The organism is Emcibacter sp., from assembly GCF_963675455.1.
Lineage (GTDB): Bacteria > Pseudomonadota > Alphaproteobacteria > Sphingomonadales > Emcibacteraceae > Emcibacter.
In genome coordinates this window covers 2498813-2516419 of record NZ_OY776217.1, presented here as the reverse complement: position 1 = coordinate 2516419, position 17607 = coordinate 2498813, and the positions used below count along the sequence as shown (strand labels likewise).

Below are 17607 nucleotides of genomic sequence, written 5' to 3'. Positions count from 1 at the left end.
AATCAATTTCTTAGATTAAGGATCGGGACCAGAAAAATGGCGAAACCCGCAAGTGTAAAAATCAAACTCGTCAGCACGGCTGGCACAGGCTTCTATTATGTAGCCAAAAAGAATCCGCGCAACATCACGGAAAAAATGGTCATGCGCAAATATGACCCCGTTGTGCGCAAGCATGTGGAATTCAAGGAACATAAAATAAAATAAGATTTTTGGTTCCTGCCAAAGTTTGTCGAACCGGCCGGTGGAATTTTCCCCGGCCGGTTTTCGTTTGTGAACAGCACCACAATTCAATGCAGAACACCCTGTGAGGTCTTCAAGGCCGAAATGCCGTCCAGAAAATCAACAAATTCAGGAAAGGGTGACAAAATGATCGAGGCGGCTTAAATTACGTCACACAAAAACGGAAACCGTCAGGCGGTTACTGTATCTGTGCAAAAAAACAAAAATAAGGGGATAATTCATGTCAGCCAAACCTCAGACATATAAAAATATATTCATATTCATTACGTTATCAGTTCTCTTTTATCTTGTTGGTTATTGGTTGATTTTCAGGCTTCAAAAGGCGACCCCCTTGATGATGTCCGTCGGCTTTGCCGCGATCGTGACCTGCTGGATATGTAATATTAAAATCTCTGATCTGGGGTGGAAATGGTTTCGCCATAAAGAACAGATTCTCAGTTATTTGATCCCCCTGGGGGTCATATCCGTGGCCTACGGCTTAATCTGGATCTTGGGCTTCGGAGGTTTTTATAATGAAGGCTATGCAGGCGACCTGAGAGAGAATTATAGTTTAGCAAATTGGCCGGACACAGCCTTGTTGGGTTTTCATTTCCTTATAACGGCAACCATCACATTTGCATTGACATTACCTTCAGTCCTAGGGGAGGAATTCGCCTGGCGAGGGTTTCTGGTGCAACAACTCTCGGAAATAGCTTCTCCGCAAATGACAGCGTTGATTTCCGGCGCCTTATGGACAGCTTTTCACTTTCCATTGATTTTTTTGGGGCTTTATGGCGTTGAGGGCTCTCCCCTTTTATATCAGTTGTTTTGTTTCAGCCTGTATATCATGTCCGCTTCAGTCATTATGACCTATCTGCGATTAAAGACGGGAAGTTTATGGACTGCGGTGATTTTTCATATGAGCAGCAATGTCTTTATTCAAAAGTTTTACGCAAAAGTGACGCTTGAGAATGACTACACAGTATGGATGGGGGATGAGTTTGGCCTGATCCCGGGACTTGTTATGCTGATCGTAGCCGCAGGTTTTTATCGAAAATTGGGCATGATCACCAGGTGATTTTGGTTTCCTGCCCAAATTTTTCGATCCGGCCGGTGGAGTTTTCCCCGGCCGGTTTTCGTTTTTGAGACATCCAGAGTAAAAACCACGTACACCTACTTTTTTACAAGAGGACGAAACCACCGTAAGTCAATATCAGCAATCGCGTAGCGAATTTCACTTCTAAGTTTTGGATTATTTCCAAACCTTGTGAAAAGCGTTTTAAAAATACTCAGCACTCTATCTAAAGAAACTTCTTTCGCATCGATGATACGTAGGGCTTTCAAATATTCTCTTGCATCGTCAATACCCTCAACAACAACAGGGCTATCCCCATAAATTTTTAGGACTGTCTGCTCTAGTCCGTTAACTTTTGGCAAGATAGGTGCCACCCTACCTGCACTTATTCTTTCTATCTGCTTTTTTACGCGCTGAGGATAATTGGTTTCCACGCTATTTAAAAAACTAACGGCTTCTTCCAACGGAAGCTTAGCCAAATAAATGTAATAGTAGACTGGAAGAAACAGCGGCTGAATGTGACATAACTGTTCAATATATGCCGTAGGATTTTCAACATCCAATTGGTTATAAAAATCCTCAATAATGTCACGTTCAGAAATATTTTCCTTAAGCTTTATACTTTTTACGATCGTTTCACCGGTTAGCGTTTGAAGTTCTCCAAGAATCCTGAGTGCAGGAGCACCATCCTTTTCATCAAATGTGCCTTCTTTTATGAAGTTGATCTGGGATAAAAGTTTTTCATCGATGAAGAATTTCCCATTCTTGCCCTCCACCAAACCAGTAACCAGATTAAGTAGAGCAGTATTATCGACACCTATCTCTTGCGCCTTGTGGGCAAACTCGAGAAGCCTACTTCCTTTATTTTTATCCCTCTCCTGCAACAGTGTTTCCAATTCTGGTGCCTGTATTGTTCTCGTCTCACCTGGATATCGGAAGTATATAGCCCCTGATGAAAACAACCCGTCATCAACCTTACAAATTATGGGTTTAGATTCAGAAGGATGAGCATACATTACACCAATGGATTTCCCATCTTTCGTGAATGATCCAATTTCAACTCGTAGAGATTGACTAAATATTCTTGAAAGGTATTGATTGGCCTTTCGAACATCAAAGTGTTCCATGCGATCTTCTTTAATACCCAAAACTTCAAAAGACCCATCTTCTACTCCAAAGAGGATATATCCCCCTCTATTGTTTGCGAATCCAGCAAGTGTTTTTGAGTATTTCTCCCTCGATCCCCAGTTGAAGCTCTTCTTACCTTCCACCGTGTCTGTCTCTGAAACAGCTAATTTCGTAGCCATCCCATTTTCTGCATTTCTAAGCGTAAAAAGGCGATTCAATGTATCCGGATGCACCGGACCTAAATCTATATCGATGGGATTGCTCGGAAATCTTATTTTATTCCAGTCGGTTAGAAAGGCATCTAACTCTTCTTCAGAGGCAGCAACAATCCCATTATATCTTTCATTGCCGGCTTCAATCTCGCTAACTCTTGCTTGGTTGATTGATCTATCTGGCCTTGAAAAATAGGCTAATATCTCTTGCTTGGAGTAACCACCTTTTGCAAGCATAGCTCTGATTATTGATACTTCCCAATCTTCAAGTTGCTTCTTTTTTGTCTTCATCCAGCACTTCCGCCAACACACTAATGGTTTATAATTACAGATTATCCACTACTATTAATCGTGTCGACATATAAGATAAAAAACGTAATCCCTACTCTCCCCCTCTTCCCATCTTTCGCATCTTTTCGATCCAGCCTTTGCGCTTATCGTCACTGGCCGCCTCGACCATGCCGAACAGCGTGTCTTTGACCGGACTGAAGCCGCAGAATTTCAGGATATTGCGTTTCAGGTTTTTCAGGCTGTGGGCACAGAAAAACCAGCGGTAGGCCAAGGCGGGCATGCCCATGGTGACCACGATCCGCGCACTCTTGTCCTTCAGCTTCTTGCCCGGCCAGCCGCCCTGCTTCTCTTCGTAAGCAAAACCGGGACGTAAAGTCTGCTCCAGAAAGCCCTTGAACAGCGCCGGCAGGCCACCGAGCCACAAAGGGAAGATGATCACCATATGATCCGCCCAGGTGATATCCGCCTGCGCGGCATGGATGGAGGGACAGGGCTCGCCCTTGTAATAGTCCTCCATGGACTGCAGCATGGGAAAATCGAGCATCGCCACTTTGATATGGCGGGTTTCATGGCCGCCGGCTTTCGCGCCCTCCGCGTAAGCCGCCGCCAGCGCATGACACAAATGCTCCGCCGGGTCCGGATGGCCGTCAATAATCAGGATTTTCTTAGTCATGCCCCTGCTCCTCTGTTTGCCGTTTCAGCAACAAGTTTACGCCGTTCAGGGCAACAGGACAATGACACCGGTCAATCAGGCAAGAAACCGGGCCACCAGGTCCCAGACAAGCCAGAGATACAGGACCGAATACAACACGCCGATCAGCGCGCTTATGAGCACCACCAGTCCGTCCTTCTGCATCATGCCGAAAGCCATGAACAGCAGGGCAACGGAGGGAATGAAATTGCTGAGGGGGATCGGCAGAATAACGATCAGTGACAGAAACACCACCACCAGCCCCATGATGCGAATGGCAACCTGGGTGTTCATAATGATCCAGCGAGGCCGGATCCGGTGCTCGAAAAGCTGCAGCCGCGGCAGGATGACCGCCATTGCCTTCACTAAATTTGCCTTTGGAATGGTAAAACGACCTATAAAGGCGGGAAGCCAGGGATGCTCTATACCCAGCACCATCTGCATCGAAAAAATGGCCATCAGGGCCCCGCTTACCAGCGACAGGCCCGGAATAAAATTGGGAAGTGTCAGCAACACCATAAAGGCGCCGTAGGCACGCGTTCCCATCTGGTCGGAAACTTGCTGGAGAGAAACCATCTCTCCCTGCAGGCCATCCATTAGTTCCGTCAGAACAACCGACAGCGGGCGTGGCGGCGGGTAATGACTGCTCATTTATCCGCCTTTTCATCGGCCTTCTGCCGTTTCCGACGGGCCAGCAGGTTCAGGCTTTCGACCATCAACGAGAACAGCATACCGAAATAGATATAGCCCTTGGGGACATGGAAGCCGAGCCCCTCCGCCACCAGAAACACGCCGATCATCATGATAAAGGAAAAAGCCAGCATCTTGAGCGTGGGAAAGCGCATGATAAAGTCGGATATCACCCGGGAGGAGACCAGCATGGCCAGCATGGCAATCACCATGGCCACCACGATGACCCAGACATTGCTGGTCAGGCCCACGGCAGTCAGGACGGAATCAAACGAGAAAACAAAGTCGATCACCACGATCTGCAGCACCGACAGCAGGAACCCACTTGTATAGTGACTGTAGTTTTCCTGGCGTTCTCCGGTGACTTCGTCATGAATGCTGGAAGTTCCCTTGGCAAGCAGGAACAACCCGCCGCCAAGCATCAACAGATCACGTGCGGAAAAAGAGTACTCAAACACATTGAACAGCGGTGCATTCAGGCCGATCAGCCAGACAATTCCCAGCAAAAGACCAATCCGCATCAACAAGGCCAACATCAGTCCTATCTGCCGAGCCTGGTGCCGCTGTCGTTCAGGAAGGTGATTGACCAGCAAGGCAATGAAGACCACATTGTCGATGCCCAGAATGATTTCGAGAGCCGTCAGCGACAGCAGACTTGCCCAGATATGATAGTCAAAAATCCAGTCAATCAAGATATTTACATCCAGTCATTAGATTTTTTTCATGAGAAATTCATTTACGTCGAAAACTTACAGGATCAGTTTATCCTGAAGACGGGAGATAAGCAAAAGGGGAATGTTGAGTGACGGCAGAAGGGGCACGCCCCGGTCTATTCCTCGATGGTGCAGACCTGGTTACGGCCTGAGTTTTTCGCCCGGTACAGGGCTTCATCGGCGGCGACTAAAAGCTTGGTGCTGGATTGCCGGCTATCGCCTGTGCGGGCAATACCGATACTGACCGTTACGCTGATCGGCTCCTCGGAACCGGAAATCTCAAACGGCACCTCTGCCACACTGCGGCGCAGGCGCTCGGCGACGAAATAAGCGAACTCCAGATCGGTTTCGGACATGACGACGACAAATTCCTCACCGCCGAAACGGGCGGCCAGATCGATGCCGCGAATGTTGTTGCTGATCCGCTTGGCAAATTCATGCAGAACCTCATCTCCCGACGCATGGCCATAGGTGTCATTGACATCCTTGAAATGGTCCAGGTCCATCATCAAGAGCGATACATTGGAACGTTTCTCGTTGTCCGGCGACATCAGATTGTCAAGGTGAGACGACAGGAAATGGCGGTTATAGAGGCCGGTGACCGCATCGGTCATGGCCATTTCCATGCTTTTCTTCATGTTGCGGCGCAGCCGGGCGGCATATCTTTTCTGGCGAAGCTGGGATTTTGTCCGCGCCACCAGCTCATTACTGTCAATGGGCCGGGTGATATAGTCGGTCACACCGATATCCATGGCCCGGACCATCTGTTTGTCGTCCCCTTCGTCAACCAGAACCAGGATAGGCGTATGGCGGGTTTTCTCCGTCGACCGGAGGTGGGAGCAAAGCCGGAGCCCGTCCACATTCTTCAGGCTCAGGCTGATGATAAACAGGTCATATTTATCCAGATCCGGCGTGGAAATCTCGCCGCTTTCCACATCATCCACATCAACATGCACCAGATCGCCAAGATAACGACCAATCCGCTCGGCCACCCGTCCGTAATCCTCAATCAGAAGCGCCTTGGCATTGGAGATGCTGACCGGTCCACTTTCATTGGACAGGTTGACGCCGAAATTTTCACCGGTGGATTCACGCATGCGCAGCTCATCCATCAGCATTTTCAGGCGCACAAGGGAGCGGACCCGGGCAAACAACGGTGTATCCTGTACCGGTTTGGTCAGGAAATCATCGGCCCCTGCCTCAAGCCCCGCGACACGGTCCTTGGGCTGGTCCAGCGCGGTGACCATAACCACCGGAATATGGGCTGATTTGGGATTTTCGCGGATATGCCGACAGACTTCAAAGCCGTCCATGCCAGGCATCATCACATCTAGCAGAACGATGTCGGGCTGCTCTTTCTCGATGACCTCCAGCGCCTCTTCCCCGTTCATTGCCGTCAGGACGTCAAAATACTCGCTGGATAATTTAGCTTCCAGGAGTTTTACATTCTGAATGACGTCGTCAACAACAAGTACTCGGGCGGTCATACCGGGGAGCTATCCTGCAAATTTTTTTACGGTTTCGATGAACTGGCTGACGGAGATCGGTTTGGCGATATAGGCCTCACACCCGCCGTCGCGAATTTTTTCCTCGTCCCCCTTCATGGCAAAAGCCGTTACGGCGATTACCGGGATTGACCTCAGGTCATCATCTTCCTTGATCCATTTGGTCACTTCAAGGCCTGACACTTCCGGAAGCTGAATATCCATCAGTATAAGGTCAGGGCTTTCAGTACGTGCAAGCTCAAGCGCCTTCATGCCTTCCTGGGTCTGAATAGTCTCATAACCATGAGCTTCCAGAAGGTCACAGAAGAGTTTCATGTTGAGTTCGTTGTCTTCCACTACTAAAATCTTTTTAGGCATAATTTGTCCCGTTAATCTTTTTTAGCTGGGCATATTTAAATGAACTGCCAAAATACCTATTAATCATTGCCTTGATGTATAACAACATCTTATGAAAAAGCTGTTAACAAGATATAGTCTTTCAACAAGAATTACTTATATTCCTCAAACTTCACAGGGACAAGCCTCATGATGCAGGAACAGGCAGAGTTACTTGCCCTAGATGCATTGACTTTCATCGCAGAAGATACCGAGTCCTTTGTGGCATTTTTACGCCTTTCCGGTCTTGAAAAGGAAACCCTGACCCGGCATGCCGGGGATCCTGCCATTCTGGGCAGTGTTCTGGATTTCCTGCTTCAGGACGAAAAAAGGCTGCTTGCCTTCTGCGAAAGCCGTGAATTGAACCCTGATCGTCCGGCCCGCGCCCGTATGTGCCTGCCCGGAGCCGAATACCTTCAAAATCTTTAGTCCTTTTGAGTTATATTGCCATGCAACATGCCATAGCACAAATTAAAAGTCTCACCCTTGATTCGTCAAAACCCGTTCTGGTGACCGATGCAGACGAGGTGTTGCTTGATTTTGCCGACATATTCAGCAGATACCTGACCTCCAGGGATCTTTATATGTCTTATGAAAGCTATGCCCTGTCCGGCAATATCCGACAGAAGAAGACCGATATTCCCCTGCCCCGCGAGGAGATTTCCCCGCTCCTGGATGATTTTTTCGACTATTCCGTCGACCAGCAGGAGCTTGTCCCCGGCGTAAAAGCAAATCTCGATGCCCTGTCCGATCATTGCCAGATTGTCATCCTGACCAACCTGCCGCATAACTTTGCCGACCGCCGGCGCGCCCTGTTTCAACGTCACGACATTCATCACCCGCTGGTGACCAACAGCGGCCCCAAGGGCCCCGCGGTCCGGGAGATCTCCGCCACCATGAACCAACCCCTTGTTTTTGTTGATGATATATCCCATCACATCACCTCGGTTGCGGAAAATGTACCGGAGTCTTTCCGGCTGCAGTATGTGGCCCATGAAACCCTGGACAGAATCACCGAACAGGCTGCCGACAGCCATCATCGTTGCGACGACTGGGACCATATCCGGGAACTGGTCATGAGGCATATCGGGGACCTGAAGTAAAATGCGGATCGGTATCGACCTCGGCGGCACCAAAACGGAAATCATCGCCCTCGATGAAGACGGCGATATCCTGCACCGGGAACGTATTGCCACAAAACGGGATGATTACCGGGGCACGCTGGACGGCATCGGCCATCTGGTCAGGTCAGCCGAACAGATTTTGGGTCGCACAGGTACTGTCGGAGTCGGCATCCCGGGGGCCATTTCCACCCGGACGGGACTGGTAAAAAACGCCAATTCCACCTGGCTTAACAGCCAGCCCTTGAGACAGGACCTGCAAAAACTGCTCCAGCGGGAGGTTCGCATTGCCAACGACGCCAACTGCCTGGCCGTTTCCGAAGCTGTCGACGGCGTTGCCGCCGGCGCCAACAGTGTTTTTGCAGCTATCCTCGGCACCGGGGTCGGCGCCGGACTTTACCTGAACGGCCAGCCGCAGGTTGGCCGCAACGCCATTGCCGGGGAATGGGGCCATAATCCCCTGCCCTGGCCGGACCTCACAGCCGGCGACTGGCCGGGACCGAACTGTTATTGCGGCCGCACAGGCTGTATCGAGACCTTCCTGTCCGGCCCCGGCCTGCAAAGCCAGCATCCGGATCAGCTTGCACCGGAGAACATCGTCACCCGGGCACTGGAGGGCGGCAGCCTGTGCCAGGAACTCGTTACCCGATATGAGTATCGCCTGGCCCGGGCGCTCGCCCATGTGATCAATATCCTTGATCCGGAGGTGATCGTGCTGGCCGGCGGCCTGTCGGAAATCGACAGCCTGTATGACACTGTCCCTGCCCTGTGGCAGGAGTATGTTTTTTCCGACCATTGCGATACACCGCTCCAAAAAGCGCTACATGGCACCTCCAGCGGCGTACGCGGCGCGGCCTGGCTGTGGCCGCTTGAGCAGGAGGACTGATCATGCAGACGGTCTGCCGGGACTGTTTCCATGAGTATGAGCGGGCAGAGGATGGCCCCTGCCCGCGCTGCGACAGTCCGCGCCAGATCCGGCATGAGGAACTGTTCACCCTGACCATCGCCCACATCGACTGTGACGCCTTTTACGCCAGCATCGAAAAGCGCGACAATCCGGATCTCTTGTCGAAACCGCTGATCATCGGCGGCGGCCACCGGGGCGTGGTCTCCACGGCCTGTTATCTTGCCCGCGGTTATGGCGTCCATTCCGCCATGCCCATGTTCAAGGCCCTGAAGGCCTGCCCGAACGCTGTGGTCCTGCGCCCGGATATGAAGAAATATGCTGCCGCCAGTGCCGAAATCCGCGAAATTTTTGATCACATGACGCCGCTGGTGGAACCGATCAGCATCGACGAAGCCTTTCTCGATCTGGGCGGCACCGAAAAACTGCATCACGCCACGGCAGCAGCGACCCTGTGCCGGGCGGCCAAAGAGATTGAGGAAAAGGTCGGCATCACGGTTTCCGTCGGCCTGAGCTATAACAAGTTCCTCGCCAAAATGGCCTCGGACATGAATAAGCCGCGCGGTTTTTCTGTGGTCGGGCGGACCGAGGCCCCGACCTTCCTTGCCCGTCAGCCCATCTCCAGAATGTGGGGCGTGGGCAAAGTGACCCAGGCCAAAATGAAACGCAACGGCATTACCATGATCGGCCAGCTTCAGGGCATGGACAAACACGCGCTGATGAAGACCTTCGGCATTCTCGGCGAACGGCTTTATCATTTCAGCCGCGGCGAGGATATCCGTATTGTCAACACCGCCAGCAAGGTCAAAAGCATTTCCAACGAGATCACCCTGGATGTGGATATTGCCGATTATGACACCCTGCGCAAACTGCTCTGGCCGCTGTGTGAAAAGGTCTCAAGCCGGCTCAAGGCCAAACATCTGGCCGGGCGCACGGTAACGCTCAAGCTCAAGACAGCAGGCTTCCGCCAGGTCAGCCGGTCCCTGTCACTGGACAGCCCGACCCGCATGGCCGATACCATCTTCGAGACCGGCGTGCATCTGTTGAAACCGGAATGCCAGGGCCTGGAGTATCGCCTGATCGGCATCGGCGTCGGCAATCTGGTGGGCGAAGACGGCGCCGACCAGCCCGATCTGGTCGATACCGGCAAGGCACGGAGGCTAGAGGCGGAAAAAGCCATGGACAGGATCCGCGGCCGCTTTGGCACAGACAAAATCAAAAAAGGCCGCAACCTCTGAAATTAACCATGTTTCGGGACTTTTTGCCTCCTTGAGGGCGGCAGGTTTTTCCTTCTCTACCAGTTAATCATTCACTCCTTTTATTTTTTTCCCTTTGTTTTCAATAAGATAATTTTTGGCACAGCTCTTGCTCTGTAGTGAAACGGAGAAAAGTATTAGTTAGAGCGAGGACGTGACCATGCCCCATATTTCCCTGTCTTCCCCGGAGTCCACAAACCTTCGGAACGGTGCGGAATATAATGACGCCATGACCCGTATGGCCGGGGAGTTGATCGAGAAGTTCCGGGTCGCCCCCGGTGGCCTGACCAACGGCAGCTGGTCCCTGCTCACGGAGATCCTTGATTTTGCCGTCGAGGCGGAACAGACCATTGCCGAGCAGAAACAACGTATCCAGGAGCTTGAATCCCTGGCCATTACCGATCCGCTGACCGGACTTCTCAACCGGCGGGGTCTGGAAATGGAACTGGATCACGCCATAGCCCGTAACCAGCGTCATGACGAACCAGGCCTGTTTGTCTATGTCGATCTGGACGAGTTCAAGGAAGTCAATGATCGTTATGGTCATGCCGCCGGCGACGCCCTGATCCGCCATGTGGCCCGCATCCTCAAGGGGTCCATCCGGCAGACCGATTATGCCGGCAGGCTTGGCGGCGATGAGTTCGGCCTGTTGCTCAGCCATTGCGACAGTCGCCAGTTTTCCGCCGCTCATCTGATTTATATCCGCCGCCGACTGGAAAAAAATCCGCTGCAGTTCGAGGGCCGCACCCTCAGGGCCGGCGCCAGCTTCGGCATTGCCCGCATCACCGGCAACAGCAGCCGGGAAACGATCATGACCCATGCCGACGAGCAGATGTATTTTGACAAAAAAGCGCGGCGCCGGGCGCGTTGCGAAATGAAACAGATCATGGCAGTTGGCGGCCTGGCAGAATAATCCGTCAAATCTGCCTGTCCGGTCTTTTCAAGTCGTTCCGCAAGCGGTAATGTCATTCGGAAAGAATAACCTTACCGGAAGACCATCATGACCAATATCTATGAACAGCGCCTCGCCGATCTCGGCATTACCCTGCCCACCCCTGCCAAGCCTGTGGCCAACTATGTGCCTTTCGTGGCCAGCGGCACCCTGGTGTCCATTTCGGGCCAGATCCCGCTTGGCGCCGACGGCAAGCTGGCCTATGTCGGCAAGGTCGGGCATGACGTCGATGAGGAGACAGCCGTTCAGGCCGCCCGCCTCTGCGCCATCAATATTATTGCCCAGGCCAAGGCCGCCTGTGACGGCAACCTGAGCCGGGTACGCCGGATTATCAAGCTCGGCGCCTTTGTCAACTGCGTGGACGGATTCGGCGGTCAGCCGGCCATCGTCAACGGCGCTTCCGACCTGATGGTTGAAGTCTTTGGCGAGGAAGGAAAACACAGCCGTTCAGCGGTTGGAACAAATGCACTCCCCATGAATGTACCTGTGGAAATTGATGCACTTATAGAAATTTCCTAAAGTTATATCTTAACTTGGAACAGACGAGTTTACATGGCCAAAGTCCGCATCATAGACAGTCTTTCCGAAATCGACGCCAAGAGCTGGAACGCCTGCGCCCTGCAGGCGGCCAGCGGGCATAATCCTTTTGTTTCCCACGAATTTCTTTATGCCCTGGAGGCCAGCGGCTGCGCCACGGCGGAGACCGGGTGGCTCGGCCAGCATCTGCTGCTTGAGGACGACAAGGAACGGGTTATCGGCATCCTCCCCCTCTATCTGAAAAGTCACAGCTACGGCGAATATGTTTTTGATCACAGCTGGGCCAATGCCTTCGAGCAGGCCGGCGGCAACTATTATCCCAAACTGCAGAGCTCGGTCCCCTTCAGTCCGGTCACCAGTCCCCGGCTGATGGTTCATCCCGACGCGGACACAGGGGCCGCCGGGCGGACCCTGACTGAGGCCGCCATTCGGCGTTGTGAGGATCTTGGCCTGTCTTCCCTGCATGTGACTTTTGCACCGGAAGACGACTGGCAGTTGATGGCCGACTGCGGCATGTTGCAACGGCAGGACCAGCAGTTTCACTGGCTCAATGATGGTTACAGGAGTTTTGACGACTTCCTCGCCGCCCTGTCATCACGCAAACGCAAGAACATCCGCAAGGAACGGCGCGAGGCCGTCGCCAACGATATCGTGATTGAACGGCTGACCGGCCGGGACATCACCGAGGATCACTGGGATCATTATTTCGGTTTCTATATGGATACGGCCAACCGCAAATGGGGGCGGCCTTATTTGAACCGCAAATTCTTCAGCCGGTTGGGCGAGTCCCTGTCTGACAGAATCCTGCTGGTTATGTGCAAAAGGGATGGCCGCTATATTGCCGGGGCATTGAACCTGATGGGAGACGACACCCTGTATGGCCGCTACTGGGGGGCACTGGAAGATCATCGCTTCCTGCATTTCGAGGTCTGTTATTACCAGGCCATCGACTTCGCCATCGAACGGAAAATTTCACGGGTGGAGGCCGGCGCCCAGGGCGAACACAAGCTCGCCCGGGGGTATGTGCCGTCAAAAACCTATAGCGCCCACTGGATCAGCAACGAAAGCTTCCGGGACGCCGTAGCCCGCTTCCTGCGTCAGGAGCGCCGGCAGGTGGAGGGGGACATGGACTATCTGGAAAACCTCACCCCGTTTAAAAAAGGGTGAACAAAACCGATCAGGACAGTCTTATTCCTGCCCTTTTTCGCCGTCGTCCGTTTCTTTTTCGATTTTCTTCACTTCCTCGAAATCACCAAGGCCGCAGCTTGGCCCCGGGATACCGCTATTGTCAAACACGGTGATGATGTCCACATTACAAAGCTGATTGATGCTGACCTTGTAGGCAAAGGATTTCTCGAACCCCAGACGTGGACAACGGCGCGGCAGCTTGTTAAGAAAAACCTTTTTACCTTTCATATGAAAGAGGATATGCTGATCGTCCAGAACCTGGGTGTGGTCAATGAAGCTGATACCGACACAATGCCGTACTTTTCCGGTTCGTTCGTATTTGGCAAGTTCTTCAGGTTCTTCCACGGCGGGCTTTTCCGCCCCGTCTTCGGCGTAACTGGCAACACTGGTCAAACCTCCCAATGTCATCATTAGGCCAATTATGAAAGATTTCTTCATCATGCGGTTTCTCCTCTGACAACCCGAAAAAAGGATATAGTTAATTCATACTCCGGTCAAACTGAACCTCCGGTGAACCCGCATGGCGGATATAAAAGTCCGTTTTCCCTCACCGGGCGCTGATCCGCCTGATGTCACTCCATCTTGTGGTATAGCGCGGTGAAAGCAGTTTCTGGTTCATGGCCCAGCTCCGGCGGATACCGGAAGAGGCAAAGCCTACCGTATTTCCGCCCCAAGTCCCGTTCAGACTGTCTATCGCCGCCATCAGGGCCCGGTTTCTCATGCGGCTTTTTTCTTCCTCCGGCCCGGACAAAAAAAGATCCCGCTGGATATGTCCTTCCTTTTCCAGGCCGAACAGCTGCACCCCCACCTTCTGATAAATATACCCCGGCCTGTAAATCCGGGCCAGGCAGTGAAAGGCCGCCCGGATCATCCGGATCGTATCGCAATGGGCTTCCGGGAAGCAGATACTGTGGTTGCTGGAATAGAAATTTTCCTTATCAAAAGGACTGGTCCGGATGAACACATTGAGCCCGGACGCCACAAGCTGTTGCTCACGCAGTTTTTCCCCGCCCCGGGTGACATAGGTGGAAACGGCTTCCTTCATCTCCTCATGGGCATAAACCCTGCGGCTGAAACTGCGCGACACCATCACCTGCTTCCGGTCCGGCAGCGCCATCTCCAGCGCCATGCAGGGTATATTGTTCAGTTCATGGACGATTCTCTCGGCCACTACATTCATGCGGGAGCGGACCATTTTCGGATTCGCTCGCTTCAGGTCGAGTGCCGTGGAAATGCCGAGCTCCGCCAGCTGCCGGCCGAACCCCTTGGAAATGCCCCAGATTTTCGTCACCGGCAGGTCCGCCAGAATATCGTCATTCTCATCCGGGATCAGCATGACCCCGTCGCTTTCAGGATTTTCCCGTAACCTTTGCTTGGCCAGCCGGTTGGCGATCTTGGCCAGGGTTTTGGTCCGGCCGATACCGACACAGACCGGCAGACCGGTCCACTGCAGCACCCGATCCCTGATCCTGCGACCATGAGCGACCAGATCGTTAAATCCCGTCATATCGAGAAAGCTCTCGTCGATGGAATAAACCTCCAGAAAAGGCGTGAAGTCATGAAGGACGGAGATCACACGCCCGGACATGTCGCCGTACAGCGGATAGTTGGAGGAAAAAACCACAACCCGGTTCTTCTCCAGAAGACCGCGGACCTCATGAAAGGCCGCCCCCATGCCTACCCCCATCTCCTTGGCTTCCTCTGAGCGGGAAATAATACAGCCGTCATTGTTGGACAGCACGACCATCGGCCGCGTCTGCAGATCGGGACGGAACAGGCGTTCGCAGGAGACATAGAAGTTGTTTACATCCACCAGCGCCACATAGCCGCCCGCTAAAGTCCCGCCCTTAGTCGAAGGAATGGATCGCATGACGCACCACCCCCCAGATCTGGAAATCCATGCCGTCCCGAATTTCCAGCGGCCGGAACTGTGGGTTCTCCGGCATCAGGCGCAGCACGCCGCCTTTCCGGTACAGACGCTTGACTGTCAGTTCCCCGTCCAGCACGGCAATGACGATGCTGCCGTGCTTCGCGTCAAGGGAGCGGTCTACCACCAGAATGTCATTTGGAAAAATCCCTGCTCCGGTCATGGACTCCCCCGAAACAGTCAGGAAGAAGGTCGCCGCCGGCCGCCGGATCAGATGCTCGTTCAGGTCCAGCGTTCCCTCCAGATAATCCCCTGCCGGCGAGGGATACCCGGCCTCCACCCTGCAGCCGTACAGCGGCAGAGGACAGCAGATGTCCGTATCGGCGCGGAGGATTTTATATTCACACATACTCATATGGACAGAATGCGCCGAACGGCTTTACCTGTCAATGTTCTTGTTATGTTCTTTTTAAGCTTCAACCACCAAAAGAAAAAGGGACGCGATCATCAGGTTGCATCCCTTCCCATTCGATATTTTTTTCGCAGTTTACTTCACCAGCTCTTCCGTCTTGTCAGTCCCACCGGTGGGCTTGGGCAGCAGATTGCCCGGCACAATATCAAAGACCAGCTCCCCGTCCCTGACCCGGAAGGTGACATCACCGCCACCGACCAGCTTGCCGAACAACAGTTCGTTGGCCAGAGGTTTCTTGATGTGCTCCTGGATCACCCGCTTCAGAGGCCGGGCGCCGTAGTGACGGTCATACCCCTTGTCGGCGAGCCAGTTGCGGGCAGCCGGTGTCAGGTCGATATGGACATTGCGATCCTCCAGCTGCATTTCCAGCTCGAGAATGAATTTGTCAACGACCCGGTTGATAACCTCCGGCGGCAGGCTGGAGAAGGGCACAACCGCATCCAGACGGTTACGGAATTCAGGCGTAAACAGCCGCTTGATAGCCTCTTCATCGTCTCCCGTACGCTCACTGGAGCCAAAACCAATGGCTTCCTTGCTCATCTCCGTCGCCCCGGCATTGGTGGTCATCACCAGCACCACATTGCGGAAATCGATCTTCTTGCCGTTGCTGTCGGTCAGCGTACCGTGGTCCATGACCTGCAGCAGGATGTTGAACAGGTCCGGATGGGCCTTTTCGATTTCATCCAGCAACAGCACGCAATGGGGTGTCTGGTCGACCGCATCAGTCAGCAGACCGCCCTGATCATAGCCCACATAGCCCGGCGGTGCGCCGATCAGACGGGATACGCTGTGACGTTCCATATATTCGGACATGTCAAACCGGTGCAGGTCCACGCCGAGCAGGCCGGCCAGTTGTTTGGTGACCTCGGTCTTGCCGACGCCGGTGGGACCGCTGAACAGGTAACAGCCGATCGGCTTGTCGCCTTCGCGCAGGCCCGCGCGGCTCAGCTTGATGGCATCGGCCAATACTTCAATAGCTTTGTCCTGGCCAAACACCACGCGCTTGAGATCCACCTCAAGGCTCTTGAGAATGGCCATGTCATCCTTGGAGATGGATTTCGGGGGAATGCGGGCCATTTTGGAGACCACATTCTCCACATCCTCGACCGTGATGATCCTTTTGCGTTTGGCGGACGGCAGTAGCTTCTGCGACGCGCCGACCTCGTCAATGACGTCAATGGCCTTGTCTGGCATCTTGCGTTCATTGATGTATCGGGCAGACAGTTCCACAGCCGCATCAATGACATCATCGGAATATTTCACATCATGATGTTCTTCGAAATATTTCTTCAGGCCCCGCAGGATATCCTTGGTTTCCTGGATGGTGGGTTCCGTCACATCAATTTTCTGGAACCGGCGCAACAGGGCCCGGTCCTTTTCAAAATAGGAACGGAATTCCTTGTAGGTGGTGGAGCCGATACAGCGCAGGGCGCCGCTCGCCAGAGCAGGTTTCAGCAGGTTGGAGGCATCCATGGCCCCGCCGCTGGTTGCCCCTGCCCCGATAATGGTGTGAATTTCGTCGATGAACAGGATCGCCCCGTCATGCTCTTCCACTTCCCGGATTACAGTCTTGAGGCGTTCCTCAAAGTCACCGCGGTAGCGGGTCCCGGCCAGAAGTGCGCCCATATCCAGGCTGTAGATGACGGCATTTTCCAGCACATCCGGCACGTCCTTTTCAACGATCCGGCGGGCCAGTCCCTCGGCGATGGCGGTTTTACCCACACCCGGGTCGCCCACATAAAGCGGATTATTCTTGGACCGTCGGCACAGCACCTGGATGGTCCGGCTGATTTCATTGTCCCGGCCGATCAGCGGATCGATTTTGCCGTCCCTCGCCTTCTGGTTCAGGTCAACGCAATATTTGTCGAGCGCCGTATCGCCCATGGCCTCTTCGACCATTTCCTCATCCTCACCGGCGCCGGTTGGCGGCCGGGGATCACCGAGCTGGGCGGATTTGGCCAGCCCGTGGGAAATATAGCTGACCGCGTCAAGACGTGTCATGTCATGCTGCTGCAGGAAATAGACCGCATGGCTTTCCCGCTCGGAAAACAAGCCGACCAGGACATTGGCGCCGGTCACTTCCTCGCGCCCGGAACTCTGCACATGCAGAATGGCACGCTGGATCACCCGCTGGAAACCGGCCGTCGGTGAAGCATCGTCATCGCTGTCAGTAATAATATTTTTGAGTTCCACATCGAGGTAGGCCTTTATCTCGGCCCGGAGCTGCGGAATATTTACGTCGCAGGCCCGAAGCACCGACACAGCATCCTGGTCATCAAGAAGGCCGAGCAGAAGATGCTCCAGCGTGGCAAACTCATGTTTGCGGCTGTTAGCCTCACTGATGGCGCGATGTAAAGTCCGTTCCAGATTCGGTGAAAATGTCGGCACGATTATTTCCTATCTCAATTTAG

General features: G+C 53.3%; 19 protein-coding genes. 9 read left to right on the top strand and 10 right to left on the bottom strand.

Annotation, left to right across the window (positions count from 1 at the left end):
- Positions 1-36 precede the first annotated feature (36 nt).
- Together rpmG and ACORNT_RS11680 are read left to right on the top strand one after the other, a co-directional pair.
- Positions 37-204 carry a 50S ribosomal protein L33 gene (rpmG, locus tag ACORNT_RS11685; RefSeq protein ID WP_321390853.1) on the top strand — a complete coding sequence of 56 codons (168 nt, stop codon included), beginning with the start codon at positions 37-39 and terminating at the stop codon, positions 202-204.
- A 256-nt stretch (positions 205-460) separates the two neighbouring features.
- Positions 461-1297 (top strand): CPBP family intramembrane glutamic endopeptidase, encoded by an 837-nt coding sequence (locus ACORNT_RS11680; RefSeq protein ID WP_321390851.1) that lies wholly within the window; start codon positions 461-463, stop codon positions 1295-1297.
- A gap of 95 nt (positions 1298-1392) precedes the next feature.
- On the opposite strand, the gene ACORNT_RS11675 is transcribed toward ACORNT_RS11680, so the two are convergent.
- The 6 genes from ACORNT_RS11675 to ACORNT_RS11650 all read right to left on the bottom strand — a co-directional run bounded on the left by ACORNT_RS11675 (position 1393) and on the right by ACORNT_RS11650 (position 6881).
- The gene (locus ACORNT_RS11675) at positions 1393-2925 is read right to left on the bottom strand and encodes an ATP-binding protein (protein WP_321390848.1); all 1533 of its coding nucleotides are present in this window, start codon (positions 2923-2925) and stop codon (positions 1393-1395) included.
- Between the two features lie 91 nt (positions 2926-3016).
- Positions 3017-3598 (bottom strand): NAD(P)H-dependent oxidoreductase, encoded by a 582-nt coding sequence (locus ACORNT_RS11670; RefSeq protein WP_321390845.1) that lies wholly within the window; start codon positions 3596-3598, stop codon positions 3017-3019.
- Between the two features lie 75 nt (positions 3599-3673).
- Positions 3674-4267, bottom strand: a complete 594-nt coding sequence (locus ACORNT_RS11665; RefSeq protein WP_321390843.1) for an exopolysaccharide biosynthesis protein — start codon at positions 4265-4267, stop codon at positions 3674-3676.
- Entirely contained in the window at positions 4264-4998 is a 735-nt protein-coding gene (locus tag ACORNT_RS11660; RefSeq protein WP_321390840.1) for a TerC family protein, read from the bottom strand. The genes ACORNT_RS11665 and ACORNT_RS11660 overlap by 4 nt, the downstream gene beginning before the upstream one ends.
- A 137-nt stretch (positions 4999-5135) precedes the next feature.
- Positions 5136-6506 (bottom strand): PleD family two-component system response regulator, encoded by a 1371-nt coding sequence (locus ACORNT_RS11655; RefSeq protein WP_321390837.1) that lies wholly within the window; start codon positions 6504-6506, stop codon positions 5136-5138.
- A 9-nt stretch (positions 6507-6515) separates the two neighbouring features.
- Positions 6516-6881, bottom strand: a complete 366-nt coding sequence (locus ACORNT_RS11650; RefSeq protein WP_139938453.1) for a response regulator — start codon at positions 6879-6881, stop codon at positions 6516-6518.
- Positions 6882-7049: 168 nt separating this feature from the next.
- On the opposite strand from ACORNT_RS11650, the gene ACORNT_RS11645 reads away from it, so the two are divergent.
- The 7 genes from ACORNT_RS11645 to ACORNT_RS11615 all read left to right on the top strand — a co-directional run bounded on the left by ACORNT_RS11645 (position 7050) and on the right by ACORNT_RS11615 (position 12836).
- On the top strand, positions 7050-7328 hold the full coding sequence (locus ACORNT_RS11645) for a DUF3572 domain-containing protein (RefSeq protein ID WP_321390834.1): 279 nt from the start codon (positions 7050-7052) through the stop codon (positions 7326-7328).
- 20 nt (positions 7329-7348) lie between these two features.
- A complete protein-coding gene (locus ACORNT_RS11640) occupies positions 7349-8002 on the top strand; it encodes a hypothetical protein (RefSeq protein WP_321390831.1) in 654 nt (217 codons plus the stop codon).
- 1 nt (position 8003) lies between these two features.
- Entirely contained in the window at positions 8004-8906 is a 903-nt protein-coding gene (locus tag ACORNT_RS11635) for an ROK family protein (protein WP_321390829.1), read from the top strand.
- Between the two features lie 2 nt (positions 8907-8908).
- Complete coding sequence (locus ACORNT_RS11630; RefSeq protein ID WP_321390826.1) at positions 8909-10162, top strand: DNA polymerase IV; 1254 nt, start codon at positions 8909-8911, stop codon at positions 10160-10162.
- Positions 10163-10340: 178 nt separating this feature from the next.
- Positions 10341-11093, top strand: a complete 753-nt coding sequence (locus tag ACORNT_RS11625) for a GGDEF domain-containing protein (RefSeq protein WP_321390823.1) — start codon at positions 10341-10343, stop codon at positions 11091-11093.
- An 87-nt stretch (positions 11094-11180) separates the two neighbouring features.
- Positions 11181-11651 carry a RidA family protein gene (locus ACORNT_RS11620; RefSeq protein WP_321390820.1) on the top strand — a complete coding sequence of 157 codons (471 nt, stop codon included), beginning with the start codon at positions 11181-11183 and terminating at the stop codon, positions 11649-11651.
- A 33-nt stretch (positions 11652-11684) separates the two neighbouring features.
- On the top strand, positions 11685-12836 hold the full coding sequence (locus ACORNT_RS11615; RefSeq protein WP_321390817.1) for a GNAT family N-acetyltransferase: 1152 nt from the start codon (positions 11685-11687) through the stop codon (positions 12834-12836).
- 21 nt (positions 12837-12857) lie between these two features.
- On the opposite strand, the gene ACORNT_RS11610 is transcribed toward ACORNT_RS11615, so the two are convergent.
- The 4 genes from ACORNT_RS11610 to clpA form a co-directional block, all read right to left on the bottom strand.
- Entirely contained in the window at positions 12858-13298 is a 441-nt protein-coding gene (locus tag ACORNT_RS11610) for a hypothetical protein (protein WP_321390814.1), read from the bottom strand.
- A 106-nt stretch (positions 13299-13404) separates the two neighbouring features.
- Positions 13405-14727 (bottom strand): Y-family DNA polymerase, encoded by a 1323-nt coding sequence (locus ACORNT_RS11605; RefSeq protein WP_321390811.1) that lies wholly within the window; start codon positions 14725-14727, stop codon positions 13405-13407.
- The gene (locus ACORNT_RS11600) at positions 14705-15139 is read right to left on the bottom strand and encodes a translesion error-prone DNA polymerase V autoproteolytic subunit (protein ID WP_321390809.1); all 435 of its coding nucleotides are present in this window, start codon (positions 15137-15139) and stop codon (positions 14705-14707) included. The genes ACORNT_RS11605 and ACORNT_RS11600 overlap by 23 nt, the downstream gene beginning before the upstream one ends.
- A 132-nt stretch (positions 15140-15271) precedes the next feature.
- Entirely contained in the window at positions 15272-17584 is a 2313-nt protein-coding gene (gene clpA / locus ACORNT_RS11595) for an ATP-dependent Clp protease ATP-binding subunit ClpA (RefSeq protein WP_321390807.1), read from the bottom strand.
- Between the last annotated feature and the right edge of the window lie 23 nt (positions 17585-17607).